The sequence below is a fragment of the Roseivirga misakiensis genome (assembly GCF_001747105.1).
Classification (GTDB): Bacteria; Bacteroidota; Bacteroidia; order Cytophagales; family Cyclobacteriaceae; genus Roseivirga; species Roseivirga misakiensis.
Genome location: NZ_MDGQ01000005.1, coordinates 2,109,338 through 2,132,548, shown reverse-complemented (window position 1 = coordinate 2,132,548; position 23,211 = coordinate 2,109,338). Strand labels below are relative to the sequence as shown.

Genomic DNA, 23,211 nt, shown 5'->3' with positions numbered 1-23,211 from the left:
CAGGCGAGTATCGCTCCGTTATACGATGAATAAAACATTGGTTATATGAAGAAGGGTAGCATCAAATTAGTCATGAAATGGTTGACAGGTAGCCTTATTATTATGTTTGCAGGCTTGGTAGCACTACTTTCAACACCATCATTACTTTATGCAAGTCATACGACTGTCGGAAATATAACGATATACCATGATGAGGAAATTCCTGAGCATCTGCCAGCTTCTATTAAAGATGCCTTCGATTTGGTTTCCGAATCGCCACTCTATAGCCCTGATTTAAAAATAGACCTGTGCTTAAATGATGGCAGTAAATATCCACAATTAGTTAAAGGCGTGTTGGGTGATGATGTTTTTGCCGCTTTTGCAAATAAGGTGGTCTTAATTGCTCAGGATGCTCAGCATGGACGACTAAATCATTGGGGGCAAACCATGTCTTATGTACAATTTCTAGCGCATGGTATGGTACACAACTATCAATTTAATTATCATGGATTTTGGGGTTCAAATCCTATAGGTGGTTATGCCAATTGGAAATGGGAGGGCTATGTGGAGTATGAGTTATTCGGGAAGCACGTGCCATTTTCAGATCTAAAGGCAAAGCTTGATCAAACTAAAGGTCAATTTGAATGGGTGATTTTAGATTCGACAACATCTACTATCAAAAGACATCTACAATACGCTATGATGGTCAAGTATTGTTTGGAGGAAAAAGAATGGACGTATGATGAGATGATGGATAATGGACTCGATGAAGAAGAAATCTTGTCTGAAATGTTCAATTTTCTGGAAACTGAAAACTAACGCAAATAAGCAATTTTTACTGCGGTCAATTCATCTGTTTCAAGCCTAACTTCTGGTAAGATTTTGAAACCATTTTTCTTGTAGAAAGAGAGCGGTGATTTATAGGGTGAACCATCAGCTTTTGAGTAGGTACTCACGTCTGTTACCCAGCCACAAATCTCCTTATTATCATTCTTAATTGCGCTTAAAAGACTCGTACCGAGACCCAGTTTCTGATATTGACTATTAACAATGATGGCAAACCAAATTTGGCCGTCTCTTTTAAAAGTAAAAGCCCAAGCAATCGCGGAGTTACTTTTTTCGAAAATGAGATAATGACTAGGGGAGACTAATTGATTTAAATAACGATCGAAATGCTCCAAGTCTGGATAGGACAGTTGTTTAGGGTACTCTTTGTTCCAAAGCTCCATAAGACTGTTTTTCGCCTTAGATGGAACTGCTGGGTACCGTTCTACCCTTTGAGCGGTCATTTTTGCCGATCGTTTATTTCTATCCAATAACCATTAGGGTCTTGGAGGTAGATTTGCCGAACGCCATCTTGTCTTATGGTCACTTCACCTTCGTCACCAGCCCAGTTTTCAAACTTAATTTTCTTAGCCCTCAAATTTTCAATAAATGGATTCAGTGCGGGTACCCCAAAACTAAAATGGACCGACTTGGTTAAATTCACCTTTGTTAAATCACCTTCAATTAAGTGAAGTTGTTCACCGTTGTCATTTTCCAGCCAATCGATCAATAGGTTTCCTGTCGGGTCTTTAATATTTTTGAAGCCAAGCGCATCTCGATAAAACTGTTTCGTGGCCTCTAAACCTTTTACGACTATAGCCATGTGATCGAAAGACGTCTGAGCAAAACATAACGATGAAATCGTAAGAAGCAGACCGATATTAAGAGTTCTTCGAAGCATTGCGTTTCTCTTTATAAGCGCTTACCCCTAATGAAGTTAGTGAGAAAGCAAAAAATACCATTAAGCCAACATACAACCAGCGATTGATTTCGAATGAAAGAAACTCATAACTGTCTTTTTCGGGGCCAGCGAGTGCGTCAATGGCATTTATAGCATAGACAATTCCCGCAAAAATGAGGAGGACAATTACCCAATTCTTTCTGATTTTCTTTTCAGCCATATTTATTAGTCATGTAATTGTAAGATTCAGTAACGAGTGCTTCCAAAACTTCCATGTCAATATCGGCAAGCTTCTTTACATAAAGACAAGATTTCCCGACTTTGTGTTTGCCTAAGCTTGTCATAAGCTCTGGGTAACGCTCAAAGCCTGGCATGATGTAAATAGTCAAGTTTTGCGCTCTTGGCGAAAACCCTACTTTCATAAAATCACCTGCTCTGCCACTATCATAAACATAGTGGTAACTGTCATAACCGACAATCGATCCACCCCACATTTGTGGGGAATGTTGCGTTACTTTTTGCATCAAGGCATTCAGTGTAAAGCAATCTTCTCTTTTGATAGGATCTTTTACGCCACTTAGGAACTCGTCCACACTGGCGTCATTAGCTACCGTTTTGTTCTTAGACATTAGTTTTGTTTCTTCTGACCACTGATCACTGGAATTCTAAAGTTAGATAGCGCTGCATCTTCATGTTCAGAAACCATTATCTTGTTTATTCTCTCTACAATTTCTGGATTCTCATTTGATATATCAACCAGTTCTTTTGGGTCTTCGGTTAAGTCATAAAGTTCTATAGTCAGGTTCCCTTCAAACATATTCTTTCGAATCGCCTTAAAGTTCCCCATCCTGACCGCTTGTTGACCCTTGTATTCTGGGAACTCCCAGTATAAGTGGTCGTGCGATTCTTGCTCTTTCCCTATAAGAGTAGGCAAAAAGCTCTTGCCATCAATTGAATTGGTGATTTCTCCACCACCAATACTGGCTAGGGTGGGTAAAATATCATAGAAAGCACTAATGTGTTCTGTGGTAGAGGCTGGCGCTATCTTTCCAGGCCATGAGGCGATCATCGGTACTCGAATTCCTCCTTCATAGGTAAATCCTTTGGTTCGGCCATAGTCATTAGAAAAAGGTCCTGCGCTATTGAAGTAGTCAGCATCTACGCCTCCGGCATAAGTAGGTCCATTATCACTGGTAAACATGATAATGGTATTTTCATAGATACCTTCAGATTTTAACAAGTCAATAAGTTCACCAATTTGATCGTCTAAATAATTGATCATACCCGCATAGGCCGCCTTTGGATATTGATGTGGGAAATAGCCTCTTTGGCCGAGATACGGTTCTTCCTCGCCAATAATTTTGCGGTACTTTTCTACGTAGGCTTCAGGAACCTGTAGTGGTACATGTGGTATCGGGGTGGCATAATAGAGAAGAAATGGACTATCACTCTCTCTATTCTTTATAAAAGACAAGGCACTTTCCTGCATTTTCTCTGGAGCGTAATCGGCTTGGTAATAATCCGCATAAGCCGACTGATCATTTGGGTTTGCATTGGCCGATAGTTTAGTACCAGGTGGGATAGTATCATTCTTTAATGCGACTTTGTGGTCGTTTTCCCAGAGGTGAACAGGATATAAGTTGTGAGCCTGCCGTTGGCAATTATAACCATAGAAGTAGTCGAAACCTTGCTGATTGGGTTCGCCCTCTGTAAATGGTGCTCCTAATCCCCATTTACCGATTACGGCAGTTTGGTAGCCTGCTTTTTTCATAACCTCACTTAACAGCACTGTACTGTCAGGTATGGGGCGTTGGCCTTCCAGTCCAGGGTTTTTCGTGGCTTCCTTATAATTCCAAACCTTACCACGTTCCGCCCATTCATCATTGCCTCTTATAAATGAGTGTCCGGTGTGTAATCCTGTTAGGAGAACGTAGCGAGACGGTGCACAAACTGGTGAGCCAGCATAAAACTGATTGAATTTCATGCCATTTGCAGCTAATGCATCAAGATTGGGCGTTTGTATGATTTTCTGTCCATATGCACCCAACTCACCATAGCCTAAATCATCGGCAACTATCAGAATTATATTGGGTTTTGATTCTTGGGTTGGTTGGCACCCGAAAAGACAGATGACTAGAAGAAAAAAGAGTGGTTTTAGCTGAGAAAACATAAAAGTCGTTTTCTCAATTTAAGAAAAAGTGATTTAGACTGTTTAGTGCCTAACTCTTTTTAACCGACGTAATAATTTTTTGGATTGCTTGCTAGGAGTATATGTATGGATCACTATGTCTCTATTTCCGCTTCCATACTTTAATCGTGAGGGTAGGTCACTGTAAACTTTTATGCTAAGCTGGTCACTTTTATCTAATAAGTTCAGCACTCCTACATTTGGGCAGTAAGCTTCTTTACCAGCAACTGATAAAATAGTAACATGCTCTGACTGCCAATATTTATTCAATGAAGGTTCGGCCATCAACGATTCTCCTTTGCGTTTGCCAACAATTATACCAGGAGTGCCCTCCCTGATGGCTAGACTACTCTCCTTGATTTTTATTAGGGGTGCATTTTTTAAAGGTTCTTTGAAGAGTTTAAACATTTCTCGGGCCTCTTCAGTCTCTTTCAGGATTAAAACCATCATGTTACGGTCTATTACAGGTGTCCCGGAATCATCTGATTTTTTGATGTAGACATCGAAATATAAGACATGAGATAGATCAATTGCTGATTTATCATTAAGTATAGAAAATATACCAAGGTGTAAGGCCTGATTTTGATATTCTATTATGACTTGAGGTGGCTCTGGAGTGTCCAATCTCGATGATTGTCCAACGGTTTGGAACATGCCAAAAAAAGAGAATAAAACAGTTAAATACCTTTTCATAAGCCTATAAGTTAAGATATATCCTCGATATAAGGCCAAAAGATTAAAAGGCCTATAATTGCAGCAGATAAGGCTGATACTAAAACCGCACCAGCCGCTATGTCCTTGATTTTACCAGCTAACGGATCGAATTCAGGAGATTTTAAATCAACCAGTTTCTCTATCGCTGTATTGAATAGTTCGGCAGTAAAAACGATACAAATGGCTAAAACAATCCAACACCACTCGGTGTTTGAAATTTCAAAATAGAAACCAGTAACAATAACGATTAGTGCGGCTAAAAGGTGAATCCGAAAGTTATGTTCTTGCCATATGGCGACTCGAATTCCGCGCCAAGCATATTTAAAGCTTTGAAGTCTTTCTTTAACACTAAACGGTTTCATTGTTTCTAAAATTAACGAATTGATATTACTTGGTTCCTATGTTTTTGACTACGTATTTTGGACAAATTTGATCTTATGAATAGATGGTTTGGGCTTTTGTTGCTACTGTTAGTTTTCGCTTGTGATAGTGAAGAAGATAAAGCAGGTCGTTTTTTACTAAAAGGAAACGAAGCCTTAAATAAAGGCCAGTACAATGAAGCGGTGAGGTTTTATACCGAAGCCATCGCAAAGAACGATCAGTTCATAGAAGCCTATAATAATAGGGGAGTCGCCAGTTATAAAGATGGTAAGTACATAGAAGCGATCAGCGACTACAGTAAAATTCTGATGCAACTAGATCCTGAATTCTTCGAAGCTAGACGGAATAGAGTAAATGCTTATTTAGATGCTAAGCGTTATGAAAAAGCATTAGAAGATTTAGAAGTATTGAGCCAAAAATTCCCAGATTCTGCTTTTGTAGATTTCAGTAAAGGGTTGGTTTACCATGAGATGAAAGATTTCAAGGCCTCCATTCAATCCTTCGAACAGTCATTTGAAAAAGATGGGTCTAATGCAGAAACATTGGTAAATGTGGCCAATGGTTATTACATGGTGGGTGAGTTGGATCAAGCAAGGCAAACCTTGGAAAGTGCTATAGGTTTAAACGCCAAAGAGCCCAATAGCTATAATACATTGGCCTTAATTGCCACAGAAGAAAAAGATTATGAACTGGCGTTAGTGCGTGTAAATGAAGCCCTAGCCTTAGATGTTGGCAACCCTTACTTTCTGAATAACAGAGGGTACATTCATTTGTTAATGGGCAATTTGGAAGAAGCCGAACCTGATATTCGCCGGGCCATAATCGGTTCACCTCAAAACCCATGGGCTTACCGAAATAGAGGAATACTCTTCTATTTGAAGGATCGTTTTGATGATGCCGTGAGAAATTTCGAACAAGCTGCAAAGTTCGATGATAAGATTCCTCGACTGAATTATTATTGGGCAATGTCTTTGAAGAACTTGGGTAGAATGGAAGAAGCTTGTACCCGAACAGATTTTCTAAAAGATAAAAACGCTAATGAGTCGAAAAAGCTAATCGCCGAAGTTTGCCGTTAGGCATATGAATTTCTATGCACTTCAATTACTCCACCTTTTTACAGTGATCAATTCTCATTAGGAGCAGAGAGATAATATTTTTTTATCTTCAGAATGGCGTTTCTGACAAATGGGGACATGATTGACACATTTTATTAAAAAATCTTCACCCAAGTGTTAACAACTTTTATCAGCAAGCCGTCTTTTTTGTGATTATGGATGTATCACGTTTCAAAGCAGAGGTTCTCCCTTTGAAGAACAAACTTTACCGCTTTGCACTCAACATTGTAAAAGATGAAGAGTTGGCAAAAGATGTGGTTCAGGAGTGTTTAATCAAAGTTTGGGAAAAAAGATCAGAGGTAAATCTGATCCAGAATCTAGAGGCTTGGTGCATGCAGATCACCCGTAACAAGGCACTGGATAAACTGAGGTCTAAGCATGTAAAGAAGACCGACCTTTTTGAGGTTGAGTTCGATACGAGAAAAGAACGTGATACACCTTATGTTATGACAGAAAGGGGAGACTTGATGACCAGGATAAAGGATTTGATAGACGCCCTGCCCGATAGACAACGGGAAGTGATGCAACTGAGAGATATCGAAGGTTTAGCATATAAAGAAATAGCGGAAGCGCTAGAAATTGATATAAATCTGGTAAAAACGAATTTGTTTAGAGCCAGAAGAAAATTAAAAGAAAGCTTAATAAAAGTCGATGCATATGGACTCTAGAAGAGCAGAATTGTTAGAAAAGTACTGGGAAGCGGAAGCAAGTCTTGAGGATGAAAAAGAACTCAAAGCTTTGATAAAAGCTGAGCAGGAAAGTGAGGAAGTGGAAGAGGTGAAAGCACTTTTCGATCATTTCGAATCGGAATCAAAAATAGAACTTGATGAATCTTTTGATGAGTCAATCTTGCAAATGATTTCAGAAGAGCCAGAGACGAAAGTCTTTAACCTTCAGGCTTACTTTAAAAGGTATGCTAGTATTGCCGCTGCTGTTGTAGTGATATTCGTTAGCGGTTATTTGGCAAATCAACAGCAGAATCAATACGTGTCTGAAGATACTTTTGAAACACCTGAGGAGGCTTATGCTGAATTGAAAAGACAATTGTTAATGGTGTCCAACTATATGAACAAAGGAAATCAGACAATGAATGAATTAACCAACTTAGGTAAAGTTGGAACCGAACTTCAGGACTTTTCTCGAATGAGTGAAGCGTCTGAAGGGCTGGAATTACTTAGTGAAATGAATTTAAAAAACAATTAGAGGAGAATAGATAATGAAAAAGTTAGTATTAACAATGGTATTGGGTTTATTCGCTTTATCTGCGAATGCTCAAAGTGATGCAATCTCAAAGTACTTCGACAAATATGTTGATGATGAGTCGTTTATGCACCTAAATTTTAGTGGGAAAATGTTCCAAATGATTGCTCAAATTCAGTTTGACAATCCTGAAGAACAAAAAATGGTCGAAGAATCTTTAGGTAAAATCAAACGAGTGCAAGTGTTAGGTAAAGATGGTGATGTTGATGGTCGTAAGATGTACAAAGAAGCTATTGGCCTAATTGGAAAGGATTTTGAAGAATTAATGTCTCTTAGAGAAGACGACAAGGATATCAGATTCTTGATCAAAGAAAAGAATAACAAAATAGATGAGCTTTTCATGGTAATGGGTGGCGACAGAGAATTCGGTCTTTTGAGTATCGTTGGAGACGGTATAGACTTGAACGCTATCTATAAACTTTCGAAGTCGATCGGCATGGAAGGTTTTGAGGAACTTGAGTTCCTAGACAAAATGGACGGCAATTAAGATATTGCTGTAAGGTTACAGAGGGCACGAAAGTGCTCTCTGATTTTATTGGTCAAAGCTCAAAATAATTGGATGTATGAAGAAGCTTTTAATATTTAGTCTACTTTTTAGTATGACACTGAGTGGTTTTGCACAAAGCCGGAGTGTCGAAAGGTTTCGAGAGGATAATCGTCCCTCAACCAAGCTCTTTTTCTATAAGAGTACCCTCAAAATGATTTCTCGGATTGACTTGGCCGCTCTAGGTGGAGCAAGTGTTAACGAATTCAGTGATATGCCGCCAATTGGCGACATGATCAAGGGAATCGAAAAAGTAAAATTCTTTCTTTATGAGAATAGTGATAACCGACACGCTGTAGGTGGAGCAAAATTTAAAGCTTTACAAACTAAAGTGGAAGAGGAGGGCTATGAGTCCATGATGTCCGCCCGAGTTGAGGGTATGGATATGAACGTAATGATGAAAGAGCGGAGGGGTAAACCCAAAGGGTTCGTCGTACTAATCACTATGGAGCAAGGCTTTAGCATCATCGATATAGAAGGCTACCCGGATGTAAACAATATTTTAAAATTCTCTCAATTCATGAATAGCAATGGTTCTAGCATGGGATTGAAAGAAGCCTTTAGATAGGCAATTACTGGGCTTAGCCCATTTTTTACTCAAAAACAACACGATTTGGATACTGTATTATCAATTAAAAATCTTTCCAAGCACTATGGAAGGATCAAGGCGATAGACAACCTTTCTCTAGAAGTTAAAAGAGGAAATGTCTATGGAATCCTTGGTCCGAATGGTAGTGGAAAGACCACAACGTTAGGAACAATTCTGAGCGTAATTAACCAGACAAGCGGAGAATTTGAATGGTTTGGAGAACCTTCCAGTCAAAACACGCGAAAACGCATTGGCGCCATTCTGGAGCACCCAATTTTTTACCCATATCTTACTGGCGTACAGAACTTAAAGATCGTATGTGATATCAAAGAGGTATCATACGATAGGGTGGAAGAGGTTCTCAAACTTGTCGATTTGGATGAGCGAAAAGAATCAAAATTCAAAACCTATTCTCTGGGTATGAAGCAAAGGTTGTCGATTGCCTCTGCTATGCTTTGCGACCCTGAAGTTTTGATTCTTGATGAGCCAACAAATGGACTAGATCCGCAAGGTATAGCCGAAATTCGCGACCTAATCATGGATATCGCGAATAGTGGTAAAACGATCATTATAGCCAGCCATTTACTTGATGAGGTGCAAAAAGTGTGTACCCACTTCTGCGTATTACAGCGTGGTGTTCTCATTCATGATGGTTTGGTAGAAGATGTTGGTAAAGGTGATATTATCGTGGAGGTACGGGCCGATGCTGAAAACTTGCAAGAGGTTTTAGAAAAATCAGAGATGACAAGCCATATTAAACGTGAGCTTGACAAATATACTTTGACCATGAAAAATGGCTTCGCTTCACGCGAAATTAACGAATACCTTTTCGGACAAGGTATTGTGGCTAAACACTTGATTGTAAAGGTTAAAACACTGGAGAAACAGTTTTTGGAGATACTGGCTGAACAGAAAGGAGGCGGAAATGCTTAGATTATTAAGAATAGAATATCAAAAGTTACGTCCAAGCCGATCTTTCAAGGTATTGGCGAGTATGTACTTCATTGCGGTGTTTATCGCTGGTGTTGGTGTAATGCCATTTTTAAGGTATCTCAAGTCTAGAATAGAAGAGTTTGATGTAGACGGCATTGACCCTACAATTATTCCATTTTATGAATTCCCTGATATCTGGCAAAACTTGACAATCGTAGCCATTTGGGGAAAAGCCTTACTTGGGTTTAGTTTGATTTACTCGATCACAAATGAGTACTCCTATAGAACCATCAGACAGAATGTAATTGATGGTTTGAGCAAGCAGGAATTTGTCATGAGTAAAATTGTGATGGCTGGATTCTTAAGTTTAGCCTCTGCACTTTTTGTATTCCTAATAGGTCTAGTCACAGGTTTGATTTACTCTACCGATATAAGCATTGGGGCGATTTTAGACGGGTCGTACTTTATTCTAGTATTTGCGCTGCAAATGTTCACTTTTCTCGTTTTTACGCTGTTTGTCGGGACATTGATTAAAAAATCAATTATCGCTATGGGCGTACTGATATTCTGGGTTTTTGCGGTCGAGAATATCATTTGGGGTAGAATGCAGTATCTAAAGAATGAATGGGTTGATTACATTTTGCCTGTAAAAGCAATCAATCAGCTCAACCATGTCCCTTTCCCGAAATACGCACTTCAGGAGGTCCAAGATTTCATTACCTTACCAGAATTAGGAGCAGTCTTGTTCTATCTGGCCTTATTTTATTGGGCAACCAATAAATTGGTGAGTCGACGAGACTTGTAGGTTTCTAACGAATTAAACTTGGAAAAGCCATTCTTACAAAAGAGTGGCTTTTTTTAATTATGGCCCAACTTGAACAGAATTGGTGGCTTTTGAATGTCGTCGAGTTGGGAATTGCGTAAGATTATTTAGATCATTGTGATCATAAACTTTAATGGAAAAACCCTACAGGAAATGAGAGTCATCGCCATACTTTTTAGCCTATTTATTGTCGTGAATTTAAGTCACGCACAAAATACTACATTCGCCTCTATTACGGATTTAGAGAGCGATTTTACCCCTGGAAATGTTGCGGCTAGAATGGTAGAAGGACTCGGGTTTCGATATTATTGGGCATCTGAGGGATTGGGGGCAGAAGATTTGAAGTTTGGGCCAGTTGAAGAAGGTCGTAATTCTCGAGCGACAGTAGATCACATCTATAATCTATCGAGGTTCCTTTTGAGTGCCTTGGAAAAAAAGGTGTTTGAGGCAGGTAACCCAAGAGAGATGTCTTTCGCGAATGTTAGAAATGAAACGCTGAATAACCTTGAAAAGGCTGTCAAAATTCTAAAAAGTAGTAAACAAGCAGACTTTGCTGATTACAATATCAAGTTTAATGACGGTCGGGAAATGCCGTTTTGGAACGCTATCAATGGCCCGATAGCAGATGCGATATATCACACAGGCCAAATTGTTTTGATGCGAAGAATGTCCGGAAATCCGATAAATCCGAATATCAGTGTGCTTACGGGTAATGTGCGTTAATTAAGTATTGAGCTTAGCTCAATTTGAGCATGCAAGTGAGCTCTGTTTGGTCAATTTCAGCCCCTCTTTTCTTATAGAAAGCTATGGCAGGATCATTCCATTTAGATACTAACCAACGCATAGACTTACACTTGTGATCGTTGGCAATTGTTTCTAAGGTGTCCATGATACGTTCCCCCAAACCTTGTCTTCGGTAATCGGTCTCTAGATACAAATCATCTAGAAAGAGGTGCCGACCAGACCATGAACTGAAACCAAAATAGTAAGTGGCAAAACCAACAGCTTGTTCGCCGTCTCGAATAATCAAAGATTTGAAATCATCGATGTTGGCCTTCATGTCCTCAAGCGTGATGGATACTTTCTCTGGAGTTTTTTGAAAAGTAGCGAAGTCTAAGATCATCTGATGAATTTCAGCGTAATCTTCCGCAGAGGCTTTGGTGATTGTAATCATGAATGGGTGCTTGTTGACTATTTACTATTCGTTGATGACTATTACTAAGGGATCCACTTTACATCCTTGAAGTTCGGCTTACGCTTTTCTAGAAAGGCGTTTCTCCCTTCTTTTGCTTCATCAGTCATATAGGCAAGGCGTGTTGCTTCCCCCGCAAACACCTGTTGGCCTACCATGCCATCATCAGTAGCATTAAAGGCAAATTTCAGCATTTTTATTGAGGTAGGGGACTTCTCTAGAATTTCCTGTGCCCAGTCGTACGCAGTATCTTCCAATTCATCGTGAGGGATCACTGCATTTACCATACCCATTTCGAAAGCGTCTTGTGCAGAATAATTACGCCCTAAAAAGAAGATTTCTCTCGCCCGCTTTTGGCCAACCATTTTTGCCAAATAAGCCGAACCATAGCCACCATCAAAACTGGTCACATCTGCATCTGTTTGCTTGAAAATGGCATGTTCTTTACTAGCCAAAGTCAAATCACAAACGGTGTGTAAACTATGACCACCACCGACTGCCCAACCTGGGACCACAGCGATGACCACTTTTGGCATAAAACGAATAAGTCTCTGAACTTCCAAGATGTTTAAGCGCGGCATTCCGTCATCGTCTACATAGCCTTGATGACCTCTTGCATTTTGATCGCCACCCGAACAGAATGCCCATCCGCCATCTTTTTTCGAAGGGCCTTCGCCTGAAAGTAAAACTACACCGATGGATGTGTCTTCGCGCGCATCGAGAAACGCTTCGAATAATTCCCCAACAGTCTTAGGTCTGAAAGCATTCCGAACTTCTGGACGATTGAACGCGATTCGGGCAACGCCGTCACCAGATTTTTGATAGGTAATGTCCTCGTATTCTTTTACTGTTTTCCAGGCTACTTTGCTCATAACTTTCGATTTACTGCGAAAATAGGAGCCAGAGAGGGAGACGCCAAACTTTAAGAAAAAGAAAGGATAAAAGGTGGCCATCTTTTAAGCTAAAAGACAACTTATGACTCTTGAATTCTGCCTTATTTATGGCTAATCCCCTGTTAACAGGCTTGCTGGAATGTTTGGATTAGCCACGCTAAATGGTAGTTCATAATTCTCGACGAGATAGTCCTTGACCATTAGCGGGATATCTTGTAAATAGATTCTGTCAACACTGTTACTTCGGCCATTATCTTTCTTAAATGTAGAATAAGCCGTCCTAATTTCTTTTCTGGTATGGTCTTCATTATTAAGATAGCCTATGGCTACTAAAACCCTTTCAAACTTATTCCAGAAGTCCTGGCTTAATTTCTTGCTATTTAAGTTGATCGATCCACCTCTTCGGCTCCTTAGAGACTCTAGGTCTACGATGATTCGGTAGAAATTTTCGTTGTTTTGAGCTAAATCGTCTATTTTCTTGGCTTGCTCTGTTGTAAGATTGAGTAGCGAATCAACTTGAAACTCTTGTGCTTCGAGATTATCTGCACAGGAATTCCCTTCTTTGATAACATCTAGGAAATTGATGATATCAGTTTGTTGACTTTCTGATCTAGCAACTTGAGCCTCGTTATAAAGCTCATCTGGAAATTTAAATTCGTCAAAGTTCTGGACCTTAAATAGAAAAACTACTCCTCCGATAACCTCAAGAATTAAAGCAGTAAATAGTGGTTTAAGATATCCTTCTTTGATATTGATGACATTGGTAATACCTAAAATTGCCACTGCGGCATTAATCAAAAATATAACTACAAAGCTTGTAAAAAGTATTTGTTGTTGGTCCATGTGTTAAGAATCAGTTCCAGTTCGCTCTGAATTTAAATCTTTCTTGAATACAAAAAAATTATGGGAACTGAATACTTGATACTAAAAGAGCCATCTCGATTGAGATGGCTCTTTTCATTTTATAAGTCTGAAAGGCCTTATTTCTTAATTGGATCGGAAAAATCCCTGAAATAGCTCATGTCAGTTTTCTCATAAGCAGCTTTAAACTTAGGCCACTCATTCGTAAAGAAGTCATTGACAATTTGCATTGTTTCCGTCATCATTTTTTCACCATTTTCTAATAATGATCTCTCATTAGGTCCTGGTGCAGTCAGACGAGAACTAGCGTATCTTCTCGCTTGACCTATCCACTGGCTAGCATTTGGATAATTGACCCTTGGAGCGTTCTGTGCACGATCTCTTGGAAGACCGATCGTCACCTTCTTCACTTCCTTGAAATGCTCATCCATTTCCTTCATCGCTTTTTTCAGGTCTTTCACAGCTTCCTTGTCAGCATTCTTCATTTGCGCTTCTACTTTAGTTACCACGCTTTGAGCATCTCTAACTCTACTCGTAATAGAAGCCCAAGTTTGCGACATTTTAAGTACTTCATCTTCGAAAGACTGTTTAGCTCTTAAGTCCGACATGTTTACATCGATACGAGGATCGAAGTGCACTTTCACCATTTTCTCGATTTTCTGATCATTGTAATCGATATGGATTTTGTACTCACCTGGCATCACAGCACCGGCAGCTTGTTCTCTACTTCTTCCACCAGCAGCGATCGGTCCGTTAGGTCCAAATCTTACTTGTGTGTTGTTACCGCGTTGGATTGGATATGGATTTCTTCTTCTTAAATCCCAAGTAAGAACGTTCATTTCGCCTTTTTTCACCTTACCAGACCCTGTTCTAATCGTATCTCCTGACATATTTAATACAGTCATTTTGATACTCGTAGGCAGTTTCTTAGGAGCTTCTTCTTTGGCTTCATCCTGCTTACCTTTTTTCTTGCGCTTGCCTTTTTTCTCTTCTGCTTTAGGCTCAGCCGGCTTATCACTTCTTACATAGTATTTGATAGTAGCAGAAGTCATGTATTTGTTCTGACCTTCAAAAGGACCGCCACTTGCAGGGAATCTCATACCAGCAGGTTGTCTGTAAGTCATTTGGTAGGCATCAGCCACGTCAAATACCACGATGTCTTCTTTCAAAGCGTTTTCTACACCACGCTTCGCAAACTCTCTTAAAGGACGAATATCATCTAAGATGTAGAATGCTCTACCGAAAGTACCGATTGCTAAATCATGCTCTCTTTCTTGAAGTGCAAGGTCCATTGTTGAGGCAGATGGGTAGCCATGGTTCCATTTGTTCCAGTTTTGAGCCTTATCGAAACTCACGTAAAGACCATTTTCAGTACCTAAGAAAACTAAGTTAGGCTCAATTGGATCTTGAAGAATAGAAAGTGTGTATCCGAAAACATCACTATCATCTACAATTCTAGTCCAAGTTTGACCGTAATCCATCGTGTGGTAAGCATAAGCCGACCAGTTATTTCTTCTGTAGTCATTAGCGATAACAAATGCTTCACCAGCATTGTATTTAGAAGCTTGGATTTGAGGAATCCAGCTACCAGCAGGTAAACCAGGCAAATTAGCCGCTGTATTTGTCCATGTTTTGCCTCTGTCTTGTGTCACTTGAACGTTACCATCATCAGTACCAACCCAAATAACGTTTCTGTCAACAGGGCTTGGAGCGATCGCTAAAGTAGTGGTATGGTTCTCAGCACCAGTGGCGTCAATTGTTAATCCACCACTTGCATTTTGCTTTTGTTTCTCAGGATCGTTAGTTGATAAATCCGGAGATAAAACTTCCCAGTCATCACCTCTGTTAGCACTGTAATGTAGGTGCTGAGATCCGTAATAAACACCATTCGGGTTATGCGGATCAATGGCCACAGGGGCATTCCAGTTAAATCTTAAAGTGATTGATGTGTCTGGAGATGTTGGTTTAACAGTTTTACCGTAACCAGAAACTCTGTCATACCTTTGAACATTTCCTTGCTGAGACATTGTGTATCCGTAGCGAGAATCGCCTGGGATAGGGGCAACGTCAAAACCATCGCCGAAACTTAGCTCTTGCCAATCGTGGTTTCTAATTCCCGCAAAATTGAAAACGTAAGCAGGACCTACCCAAGAACCATTGTCTTGCATACCGCCATAAACGTTGTATGGCATATCATTATCTACGTTAATGTGATAGAACTGACCTACAGGTAGTTTTTCTGTAAATCTCCAAGTCTTACCCATATCTCTGGTGATATTCAGACCACCATCGTTACCATCTACCATAAAAGAAGGATCGTCTGGGTGAATCCACCAAGCATGGTGGTCTGGGTGAACACCTGAGTAAGGAATAATTACTTCGAATGTTTTACCGCCATCCTCAGATCTAGAAACCATTGAGTACAAGCTGTAAACTCTGTTTTCGTTTTTAGTATCTACATAAATTGATGAGTAGTAGAAAGGACGATTACCCATGTTAGGGACTTTAGCCGCAGAAGCTCTAAGTTGCCATGTTTTACCACCATCTGTTGATCTGTAAAGACCATTTTTCTTGTTTTCGATCATTGCGTAGACATATTCTGGTCTGCTTTCGGAAATTGCTAAACCAATTCTACCATAATCTCCTTTTGGTAATCCACCTTCACCTTGAAGGTTTTTCCAAGTATCACCACCGTCTAATGTCATATAAAGGCCTGAACCTTCTCCACCAGACTTGAATGACCATGGGTAACGCTTGTGTTCCCACATAGCCACAAACATTTTGTCAGGATTGTTTGGGTCAGCTACCATATCGGCTACACCAGTTAATTCATTGGTATAAAGGATTTTTTCCCATGTCTTACCTCCATCTTTGGTTCTGAAAACACCTCTTTCTTCGTGCTCTCCCCATGGCGAACCTATTGCACCTACATAAACCGTATTTGGATCGTCTGGGTGAATTATAATTCTGTGAATATTTCTCGTTTTTTCAAGTCCCATCAATTCCCAAGTGTCGCCACCGTCGATTGATTTATAAACTCCGTATCCGCTACTAACTGAGTTTCTTGGGTTACCTTCACCAGTACCAACCCAAATAATGTCTGGATTTGGTTGGTGTATATCGATAGCGCCAATACCTAAAACGGCTTCGTCATCGAATAATGGTTCCCAATCAAGGCCGCCGCCAGTAGAGCGCCAAAGGCCGCCTGAAGCAGCACCAGCCAAGATAATATCTGGATTACTTTCAACTACATCGATAGCAGTGATACGACCACTCATAGCAGCGGGTCCAATGCTTCGTGCTTTCATGTTTTTGAATAATTCCATATCCACTTTTTGTCCAAACATCAGCGGGACACTTAGCAGAAATGAAAAACAAATCAGTGAGATTCTTCTTAAATAGGAATCTTGAAATTTTAAGCTATTCATTAGATTCTAGATTTTGATTGATTAACCTTCAAAGTATACCAAGAAAGTCAATGTGTGAATCCAAATTCTAAGAACGCGAGTATGGTGTTATGAATGGCTCAAAAAGTCGTTTAGAATTCTCGAAGAATGATATTTAGGCCCAAGCCAAAGAAAAAGGAGTTGAATCTAGACTGCTGAATGTCTAATTGATACCCTTCGATTTCCTGATCGTACTGGATGGTGTTTGGAGTTAAATACTCTCCTCTAGAGCTAAAATTTGACTTTGCAAACAGGCTAAGGCTAAAGGTTTCATCAATAAGGTATTCCAAACCCGCACCTAATCCATAAGAAAATACAAAGTCAGTTAGTTCAAAAAAAGTATCGACCACTTCGTCAATTTCTCGATCAAAAACCCTTGCTCTAGTATAGATCATGCTAGTTCCAAAGGTGAAATCCACATAAGGCATAAAGCGAGTATAAGTTTCAGGTTTAAAACGGATGAGTGGAGCTAACTCCATAACTTCATTATGATAGCGATACCTGACATCTTGGAAGTCAATATTATGATATCCTTTTCTGACCTTTGAGCCATAGCGTGTGAAGTTAAAAGCGCCTCCCACATAGATTGGAGATTCTTTTATTTGAAGCGCTATTTCAGACCCAAAACCACCGCCCCATATCTCTGAGGCGTCTTGTTTTAACTCACCAGTTGGTAAGAAACCGTGTAACTTCAAACCGATTGTAGAGTTGTTTTGAGCAAAAAGGAGAGGGGATACTAAGAGACCGATTAGTAAAAGTGTTGTTCTCATGGTTGAAATATTTATAGACATTTTCTAGCCAAATACATGCCAAAAAAAGATAGTAATTCACTAAAAATATTATCAATCAACTAAAAATATTAGTGACATCTATTATCTTTAAGAAAACTACACTATCATGAGCACTATTTCAGGTAACATTAAGCACTTACGAAAACTGCACCAATGGACACAAGGCGATTTTGCCGAAAAAATCGACATCAAGCGTTCACTGGTTGGTGCGTATGAGGAAGGCAGAGCCGACCCCAGACTTAATAACTTGTTAAATATGTCTAAGGTTTTTCGAGTATCGGTGGATCACCTTCTTACTCGGGATTTGACTGGAATGGATTTGGCCGCGATTGAGAAGTTAGGAAAATCACCAAAAGATAAGCTGAAAGTGTTGTCGATTACGGTGGATAAGAAGGACAATGAATTGATCGATCTTATTCCACAAAAAGCATCTGCGGGTTACTTAAATGGCTATGCTGACCCCCAGTATTTGGAAGAGATGCCTAAGTTTCAATTACCAAACCTACCCCGAAATGCTACCTATAGGGCATTTGAAATTACAGGCGATTCTATGCTGCCAATAAAGCCTGGAACGGTTGTGATCGGTCAATATTTAGAGGGTGTTTCTGATATCAAAAATGGACGTTGTTACATTATCCTATCGAAGGAGGAAGGAGTGGTATACAAACGTGTCTTCGATTACTCAGAAGATCATGGCCAGTTGTTTTTAGTCTCTGACAACAAGGCGTATTCACCATACAAAATCCAAACCTCAGATGTTATAGAAATATGGGAGGTTAGGGCCTACATTAGCATGGATATTCCAGAATTTGTTGAGGATAGTGATATGAGTTTTGATAAACTCAAGGACATTGTATTAGAATTACAAAAAGAGGTCATCAAGCTAAAGAACTAGCTTAGTTACCCTTGTCTAATAGTATTCCCAGCCGGATAAAGCTGTATTTATACTTGAGAACGCCTTGGTTTAGCCAAGTAGGAGAATGCTGAAAGTCTAGGAAATATGTACGAGAAGTCTTTAGCATCAATCCAAAGCCAAAATTGATTCCGAACCGGAAACGATCTGTGTCTTCTGGGCTTACGATATCTAGAAGTATAGTGTCATTTTGAGACAATATGCCTTGAACTTCACCATTTTTAGCAACTGTATATTGTGGCGAAAACCCTCCGTTAATTGTAAATAGCCACTTTTTAGTCGGGAAGATATATTTAATATTCATCGGCATACCGAGATTATATCTTTCGAGATCTAAGTTAGTTATGCTTTCAACTGTTCCCCTAATGTCAGTGTTAGTTGAGGATATCAGAAAATTAAGTCCATTCGTCAACTGACTTTGATCAGTCACCTCTTCCGTTTTCATGAATCTTTGATTGAAGGCTTCATGTGTCAGCGTTAAATCCAGATCGAAATACAATCGTCTAGTTGCCCGCGAAATTTCTTTCTGGAATTTAATTCCAATTCCCGCATAGTAGGATTCACCCGTCCCACTAAAATTCCCAAGTTTTTGATCGGCACTTCCTTGAATCACATAAAAACCAGGTGTTGGTGGCCATTGTGATTTTGTCCCATTAAACTGTTTTCCGCGGTACCGTGCATATCGTTGGTCATAGTCGAGCAATAAGTTGGATAATGATCTATGGCTGAGCGATGCATTTTCGATGCGGTCTAGGATTAGATCACTTTTCTCTAGCATGATTTTCAAAACATCCTGATAAGTTTTTATGATGTTTCGCCTGCGTTTAGTACCGATAACTTTTTGCGTTAATTGCTCGAAATCGCCCCTGATTGGGTTTTCCAAGTAGAAGTAGTTTTTGCGGTATTTATCCCGATAGGCGTAGAGCGTAACGGTGCCTTGATACACTACTTCCAGAAAGAGTTGCTGGTTTTCACCAATGGATCTAGATACAAAAAGAATGTCATCATCAATACCATACCCGAATATTTCATTGGGTGAAAAGGATTGCTCTGACGTTGAATTTTCTGCTTTGAATACGCAGTTTATCGAAGCCTCTTTGTAGCTGTAATATTTCACCTTGCCATAAACAGTGTCGAATGGACTTTTAAGAATAAAGCCATCTCGATATAGTTCTTGGCCAATTGATAGCTGACAAGACAGTATAAAAAGGAGAGGTATGAAAAACTGTTTTTTCATGTAATTACATGTCTCTTTAAGTTAGTGATCTTTAAGAAACCTTCTGAGCACTTCTCAATCAAATGCCTTAAAGTGTCTGCTAAACAGCAGAATTAGTCCCTATGTTGTGTTTGACTATATGTGCTTGATCGGTCCGGCTTACCACTTTCTGTAAAAAGGATATTCTTGGTGAGCAACCATTCTTTAGGTAGCGAGTAAGGCGGTAGTGCTTTTTCTAGTTCAGTCTTAGACGATTCCACATAATCAATAATCCGTTGGTCAGTAGCTATTCCTACAAGTTTTTCTCCTAGTGCTTGGTCTGGTTTTTTCCAGTAAACGAAAGTACCACTGATCCCTTTTGGCAAATAATTTCTTAGATGCTGCTCACTTTGTTCAATAATAATCTTGACACCGCCACTATTCACAACGAGATCAGCTCGGCCTAACCATTTAAAATTGCCCTTATTTAGGATTACGATGTCGTTGGTTTGAATCCACTCACCATTGGTCACGGCTCCCTTTACTTTCAAGCAGGATCTTTCGTCTACATCTATCTCATTTCCTTGAAGTGTATTAAACCAATCAGATTTATGTGGTCCATTAAGTGATTTTAAAGCGATATGAGAAACGGTTTCGGTCATACCATAAGTATGGTAGCATTTATTTCGCAGATGCTGTATTTCTGATTTTAAATGTTCGGTAATAGGTGCTCCACCAATGATAACCTGATCAATATTGTTTAAAAAGCCCTTTGACGCTGGGTTCTTCATCATGGTCAGGACTTGCAGTGGCACAAGTGCCGCAAAATCATAATGCGATTTACTCGCGTTTTTGCTTGGGTCCATGGAAGGTTCTATTAACTCAATGTTCCAATTACCTATAATCCCTCTTAAAAGCATCATTTTACCACCGATATAGGCTGTATTAATACAAACTAGTGCATTTAAGTCTTGAGTCAGCTCTAAAGTACTGATTGTTGCTTTGGCACTCGCAATCATCTGTTCTCGCTTAATCTCAATTAGTTTTGGGGCACCTGTCGACCCCGACGTCTGAAGTGTAAAAGTCGGCTTGCCTTCTATCCAATCATTTACAAAGGATTGAGCAGGCTTTAGCCAGTGGTCATTTTTATCGTAACAATGTTGCGCAAACTCGGTTAAAGTAAATAAGTGATTGCTTACTTGAATAGTGCTTTCCACGTGTTAAGTTTAACGATTTGTTATGAGAATTAAACTATCAATACTATTTACTGTTTTCCTGATTTCTTTTCCATCTCTCGCACAGTCTACTTTTACTTTAAGGGGTGTCGTCACCGATGCGGAGACCAAAGAACCGTTACCTTTCGCCACAGTCTTTTTTGCAGGAACGACTGTTGGTACGACAACCAATGAAAAGGGAGGATATTTATTAAATGTCAATAGCGAGGGAACTTACGATCTGATCGTAAAATTCATCGGTTACCAAACCTATGCGGCTCAGGTAACTTTGGGTGATGCTGCTGTAGCACAATTGAATGTTGAAATTGCTCCAGGGGCTAAGGATTTAGGTAGCGTTGTAGTGGTGGCTAGAAAAGATGCTAAATGGAAAAGATACTTTAAAGAATTTGAAAAGGTATTCTTAGGGCAGACCGTCAACGGGATAAATGCTAAAATCTTAAATGGGGAGTCTCTCGATTTCGTTTACGATGATGAAAAAGAGCAGTTGTCTGCTTATGCTTATGAACCTTTACTCATCGATAACCCTGAATTAGGGTATAAGGTAAAGTACTATCTAGAGCAGTTTCTCATAGATTACAAAACGAACGTCAGTGGGTATTATGGTTACACCAATTTTGAACCCATTGGACCGAAAAATAAAAGAAAAGCTAGGACTTTTGAAAGAAATCGAAAAGCAGCCTATGAAGGTTCTTCTACACATTTTTTTAAGGCTCTATATAAGAATCAATTAGAAGAAGAGGGATTTGTTATAGAGTTAATCAGTGATTTGACAGCGGATCCAAGGGTCATCGCAAATCAAAAAACTATTTTGAATGAAAAGCTCAGTTTAGACCCGATGGCCAACTTCAAACGGCTAGCTTTCGATAACTATATACGAGTATCTTATCTAAATGAGAAAGAGTCAATTCGGTACCGTACCGCAACTGCCACTGTAACGCCAGTGGCCAGATTGGCTGTTTCGTCTCAGCCAGCAAGAAATCAAGAATCTTGGATTTTTATCTTAGAAGGAAATCCAGCCATTGAGTTTGAGGAAAATGGTTTTGTCAGAAATCCAATTTCATTCTATTCTTATGGATATTGGGCATTTGAAAAAGTGGCGGACATGGTACCACTGGATTATGAGCCTAGGGGAGGTTCGTAGTTCTATCATAAAAGCACATGAATCTTAGACACAAGGTGTCTACAATCCCAAAAGGACAAAATCATGATTAGTAAACACACCATAATACTGATTTTATTCTTGAGCACTAAAGTTGTGTTGGCACAATCTACTTTTACCCTAAGAGGGGTAGTTACTGATGCCGAGACCAAAGAGCCTCTTCCTTTTGCTACCGTCTTTTTTGCAGGCACAACCGTAGGTACCACAACAAATGAAAAAGGAGGTTATCTGCTTCGGGTTGATGCGGCAGGTACTTATGATTTGGTAGTCAAATTTATTGGTTACAAGACATATGCAGCACAAGTCAAACTCGGTGCAAGAGAAGTGTCTCGATTGAACATAGAAGTTTTTCCAGGGGCTAAAGATCTGGGTAGCGTGGTCGTTGTAGCCAGAAAAGACGTTAAGTGGAAAGAATATATAAGGCAATTTGAACGTGTATTCTTGGGGCGGAGCCCAAATGGATTGAAAGCGAAAATTATCAATAAGGAGGCAATAGATTTTGTGTTTGATGATGAAAATCAACGCCTTACAGCAACTGCATACAAACCAGTTTTAATAGAAAATCTTCAATTGGGATATCAGGTTAGTTACTACTTGGAAGACTTTTTTGTAGAATATTCCACCGGACTAACCGGGTACTATGGATTTGCCAGTTTCGATCCGCTACAACCAAGAAATAAACGCCAAGAGAAGAAGTGGCTAAAGAATAGAGAGTTTGCCTACCGAGGTTCTTCTGCCCATTTTTTTAGCGCTTTATATAGAAATCGGTTGACGGAAGAAGGATTTGAGATTGAAATTACTAGTGACTTGTCTCCTATACCAGAAATAATGGCATATCAGAAGACAATCTTGAGTGAAATGATCACCGCTAATAAGGAAGATAAGTTTAAGCAAATCTCATTTGGAGACTACTTAAGGGTATCATACCTCAAAGAAAAAGAGTCGAGTTTGTACCGATCGTCAACAACATTAGGAGGTGTAAAAGTTAGCGCTCCGGCTACACCGAGCAACTATCAAGAATCATGGTTTCAAATATTGGAAGGCTATTCCTCCATTGAATTCGAATCAAATGGCTTCGTAAGAAATCCAATTTCTCTGCAATATTATGGTTATTGGGCTTTCGAAAAAGTAGGAGACCTCATGCCACTGGATTATGTTCCTAAAAGCAATTGATCCGTTTCATGATTAAAATCATTAGCTGAAAGTCAACTTAAATAGGAGAAATCAGTTTAATCAATCAAAACAATTTAACTTCTAGCCTAAAACCGTTTTTC

26 protein-coding genes are annotated in these 23,211 nt (G+C 39.5%); 12 read left to right on the top strand and 14 right to left on the bottom strand.

From position 1 onward, the window contains the following. Positions 1-45 precede the first annotated feature (45 nt). Complete coding sequence (locus BFP71_RS16885; RefSeq protein WP_069836597.1) at positions 46-798, top strand: hypothetical protein; 753 nt, start codon at positions 46-48, stop codon at positions 796-798. On the opposite strand, the gene BFP71_RS16880 is transcribed toward BFP71_RS16885, so the two are convergent. Genes BFP71_RS16880 through BFP71_RS16850 form a run of 7 tightly spaced genes read right to left on the bottom strand, consistent with a single transcriptional unit; the run spans position 795 to position 4,969 of the window. Continuing rightward, a complete protein-coding gene (locus tag BFP71_RS16880) occupies positions 795-1,295 on the bottom strand; it encodes a GNAT family N-acetyltransferase (protein WP_141719793.1) in 501 nt (166 codons plus the stop codon). The two genes, BFP71_RS16885 and BFP71_RS16880, sit on opposite strands and share 4 nt — an antisense overlap. Continuing rightward, positions 1,265-1,705: a VOC family protein gene (locus tag BFP71_RS16875; protein ID WP_069836595.1), complete on the bottom strand. Its 441-nt coding sequence runs from the start codon at positions 1,703-1,705 to the stop codon at positions 1,265-1,267. The genes BFP71_RS16880 and BFP71_RS16875 overlap by 31 nt, the downstream gene beginning before the upstream one ends. After that, positions 1,686-1,925, bottom strand: coding sequence for a hypothetical protein (locus BFP71_RS16870; RefSeq protein ID WP_069836594.1), 240 nt, complete (start codon positions 1,923-1,925; stop codon positions 1,686-1,688). The genes BFP71_RS16875 and BFP71_RS16870 overlap by 20 nt, the downstream gene beginning before the upstream one ends. Further along, positions 1,918-2,334, bottom strand: coding sequence for a DUF1801 domain-containing protein (locus BFP71_RS16865; RefSeq protein WP_069836593.1), 417 nt, complete (start codon positions 2,332-2,334; stop codon positions 1,918-1,920). The genes BFP71_RS16870 and BFP71_RS16865 overlap by 8 nt, the downstream gene beginning before the upstream one ends. Further along, entirely contained in the window at positions 2,334-3,875 is a 1,542-nt protein-coding gene (locus tag BFP71_RS16860; RefSeq protein WP_069836592.1) for an arylsulfatase, read from the bottom strand. Before BFP71_RS16860 ends, BFP71_RS16865 begins: the two co-directional genes overlap by 1 nt. 42 nt (positions 3,876-3,917) lie before the next feature. Further along, positions 3,918-4,586 (bottom strand): hypothetical protein, encoded by a 669-nt coding sequence (locus BFP71_RS16855; RefSeq protein ID WP_069836591.1) that lies wholly within the window; start codon positions 4,584-4,586, stop codon positions 3,918-3,920. Between the two features lie 11 nt (positions 4,587-4,597). Next, positions 4,598-4,969: a diacylglycerol kinase family protein gene (locus BFP71_RS16850; RefSeq protein ID WP_069836590.1), complete on the bottom strand. Its 372-nt coding sequence runs from the start codon at positions 4,967-4,969 to the stop codon at positions 4,598-4,600. A gap of 75 nt (positions 4,970-5,044) precedes the next feature. Here BFP71_RS16850 and BFP71_RS16845 point away from each other — a divergent pair, with 75 nt between their 5' ends. From BFP71_RS16845 to BFP71_RS16810, 8 genes are all read left to right on the top strand, one after another. After that, positions 5,045-6,064, top strand: coding sequence for a tetratricopeptide repeat protein (locus BFP71_RS16845; protein WP_069836589.1), 1,020 nt, complete (start codon positions 5,045-5,047; stop codon positions 6,062-6,064). 194 nt (positions 6,065-6,258) lie between these two features. Next, on the top strand, positions 6,259-6,771 hold the full coding sequence (locus BFP71_RS16840; protein WP_069836588.1) for an RNA polymerase sigma factor: 513 nt from the start codon (positions 6,259-6,261) through the stop codon (positions 6,769-6,771). After that, entirely contained in the window at positions 6,761-7,306 is a 546-nt protein-coding gene (locus tag BFP71_RS16835) for a hypothetical protein (RefSeq protein ID WP_069836587.1), read from the top strand. The genes BFP71_RS16840 and BFP71_RS16835 overlap by 11 nt, the downstream gene beginning before the upstream one ends. Positions 7,307-7,319: 13 nt before the next feature. Continuing rightward, positions 7,320-7,850 (top strand): DUF4252 domain-containing protein, encoded by a 531-nt coding sequence (locus BFP71_RS16830; RefSeq protein WP_069836586.1) that lies wholly within the window; start codon positions 7,320-7,322, stop codon positions 7,848-7,850. 76 nt (positions 7,851-7,926) lie between these two features. Then, complete coding sequence (locus BFP71_RS16825; RefSeq protein ID WP_069836585.1) at positions 7,927-8,475, top strand: DUF4252 domain-containing protein; 549 nt, start codon at positions 7,927-7,929, stop codon at positions 8,473-8,475. Positions 8,476-8,520: 45 nt separating this feature from the next. Then, positions 8,521-9,429 carry an ABC transporter ATP-binding protein gene (locus tag BFP71_RS16820; RefSeq protein ID WP_069836584.1) on the top strand — a complete coding sequence of 303 codons (909 nt, stop codon included), beginning with the start codon at positions 8,521-8,523 and terminating at the stop codon, positions 9,427-9,429. Continuing rightward, positions 9,422-10,234 carry an ABC transporter permease gene (locus tag BFP71_RS16815; RefSeq protein ID WP_069836583.1) on the top strand — a complete coding sequence of 271 codons (813 nt, stop codon included), beginning with the start codon at positions 9,422-9,424 and terminating at the stop codon, positions 10,232-10,234. Before BFP71_RS16820 ends, BFP71_RS16815 begins: the two co-directional genes overlap by 8 nt. A gap of 171 nt (positions 10,235-10,405) precedes the next feature. Continuing rightward, positions 10,406-10,975: a DinB family protein gene (locus BFP71_RS16810; protein WP_069836582.1), complete on the top strand. Its 570-nt coding sequence runs from the start codon at positions 10,406-10,408 to the stop codon at positions 10,973-10,975. Between the two features lie 13 nt (positions 10,976-10,988). Here the strand turns inward: BFP71_RS16810 and BFP71_RS16805 are convergent, their stop codons facing one another. From BFP71_RS16805 to BFP71_RS16785, 5 genes are all read right to left on the bottom strand, one after another. Beyond that, positions 10,989-11,426 (bottom strand): GNAT family N-acetyltransferase, encoded by a 438-nt coding sequence (locus BFP71_RS16805; protein WP_069836581.1) that lies wholly within the window; start codon positions 11,424-11,426, stop codon positions 10,989-10,991. A 44-nt stretch (positions 11,427-11,470) separates the two neighbouring features. Continuing rightward, complete coding sequence (locus tag BFP71_RS16800; protein ID WP_069837138.1) at positions 11,471-12,316, bottom strand: 1,4-dihydroxy-2-naphthoyl-CoA synthase; 846 nt, start codon at positions 12,314-12,316, stop codon at positions 11,471-11,473. A 132-nt stretch (positions 12,317-12,448) separates the two neighbouring features. Further along, positions 12,449-13,180 carry a hypothetical protein gene (locus BFP71_RS16795; protein ID WP_069836580.1) on the bottom strand — a complete coding sequence of 244 codons (732 nt, stop codon included), beginning with the start codon at positions 13,178-13,180 and terminating at the stop codon, positions 12,449-12,451. A gap of 137 nt (positions 13,181-13,317) precedes the next feature. Then, positions 13,318-16,626 carry a WD40/YVTN/BNR-like repeat-containing protein gene (locus tag BFP71_RS16790; protein WP_069836579.1) on the bottom strand — a complete coding sequence of 1,103 codons (3,309 nt, stop codon included), beginning with the start codon at positions 16,624-16,626 and terminating at the stop codon, positions 13,318-13,320. Positions 16,627-16,736: 110 nt separating this feature from the next. Continuing rightward, the gene (locus tag BFP71_RS16785; protein WP_141719792.1) at positions 16,737-17,414 is read right to left on the bottom strand and encodes a hypothetical protein; all 678 of its coding nucleotides are present in this window, start codon (positions 17,412-17,414) and stop codon (positions 16,737-16,739) included. A 127-nt stretch (positions 17,415-17,541) separates the two neighbouring features. Between BFP71_RS16785 and BFP71_RS16780 the strand changes: the two genes are divergently transcribed. After that, a complete protein-coding gene (locus tag BFP71_RS16780; protein ID WP_069836577.1) occupies positions 17,542-18,330 on the top strand; it encodes an XRE family transcriptional regulator in 789 nt (262 codons plus the stop codon). Between the two features lies 1 nt (position 18,331). Here the strand turns inward: BFP71_RS16780 and BFP71_RS16775 are convergent, their stop codons facing one another. Together BFP71_RS16775 and BFP71_RS16770 are read right to left on the bottom strand one after the other, a co-directional pair. Beyond that, positions 18,332-19,585, bottom strand: coding sequence for a hypothetical protein (locus BFP71_RS16775; RefSeq protein WP_069836576.1), 1,254 nt, complete (start codon positions 19,583-19,585; stop codon positions 18,332-18,334). 92 nt (positions 19,586-19,677) lie between these two features. Next, on the bottom strand, positions 19,678-20,760 hold the full coding sequence (locus tag BFP71_RS16770) for an AMP-binding protein (RefSeq protein WP_069836575.1): 1,083 nt from the start codon (positions 20,758-20,760) through the stop codon (positions 19,678-19,680). 22 nt (positions 20,761-20,782) lie between these two features. Between BFP71_RS16770 and BFP71_RS16765 the strand changes: the two genes are divergently transcribed. After that, positions 20,783-21,919 (top strand): carboxypeptidase-like regulatory domain-containing protein, encoded by a 1,137-nt coding sequence (locus BFP71_RS16765; RefSeq protein WP_069836574.1) that lies wholly within the window; start codon positions 20,783-20,785, stop codon positions 21,917-21,919. Between the two features lie 63 nt (positions 21,920-21,982). Next, a complete protein-coding gene (locus tag BFP71_RS16760) occupies positions 21,983-23,110 on the top strand; it encodes a carboxypeptidase-like regulatory domain-containing protein (RefSeq protein ID WP_069836573.1) in 1,128 nt (375 codons plus the stop codon). The last annotated feature ends 101 nt before the right edge of the window (positions 23,111-23,211 follow it).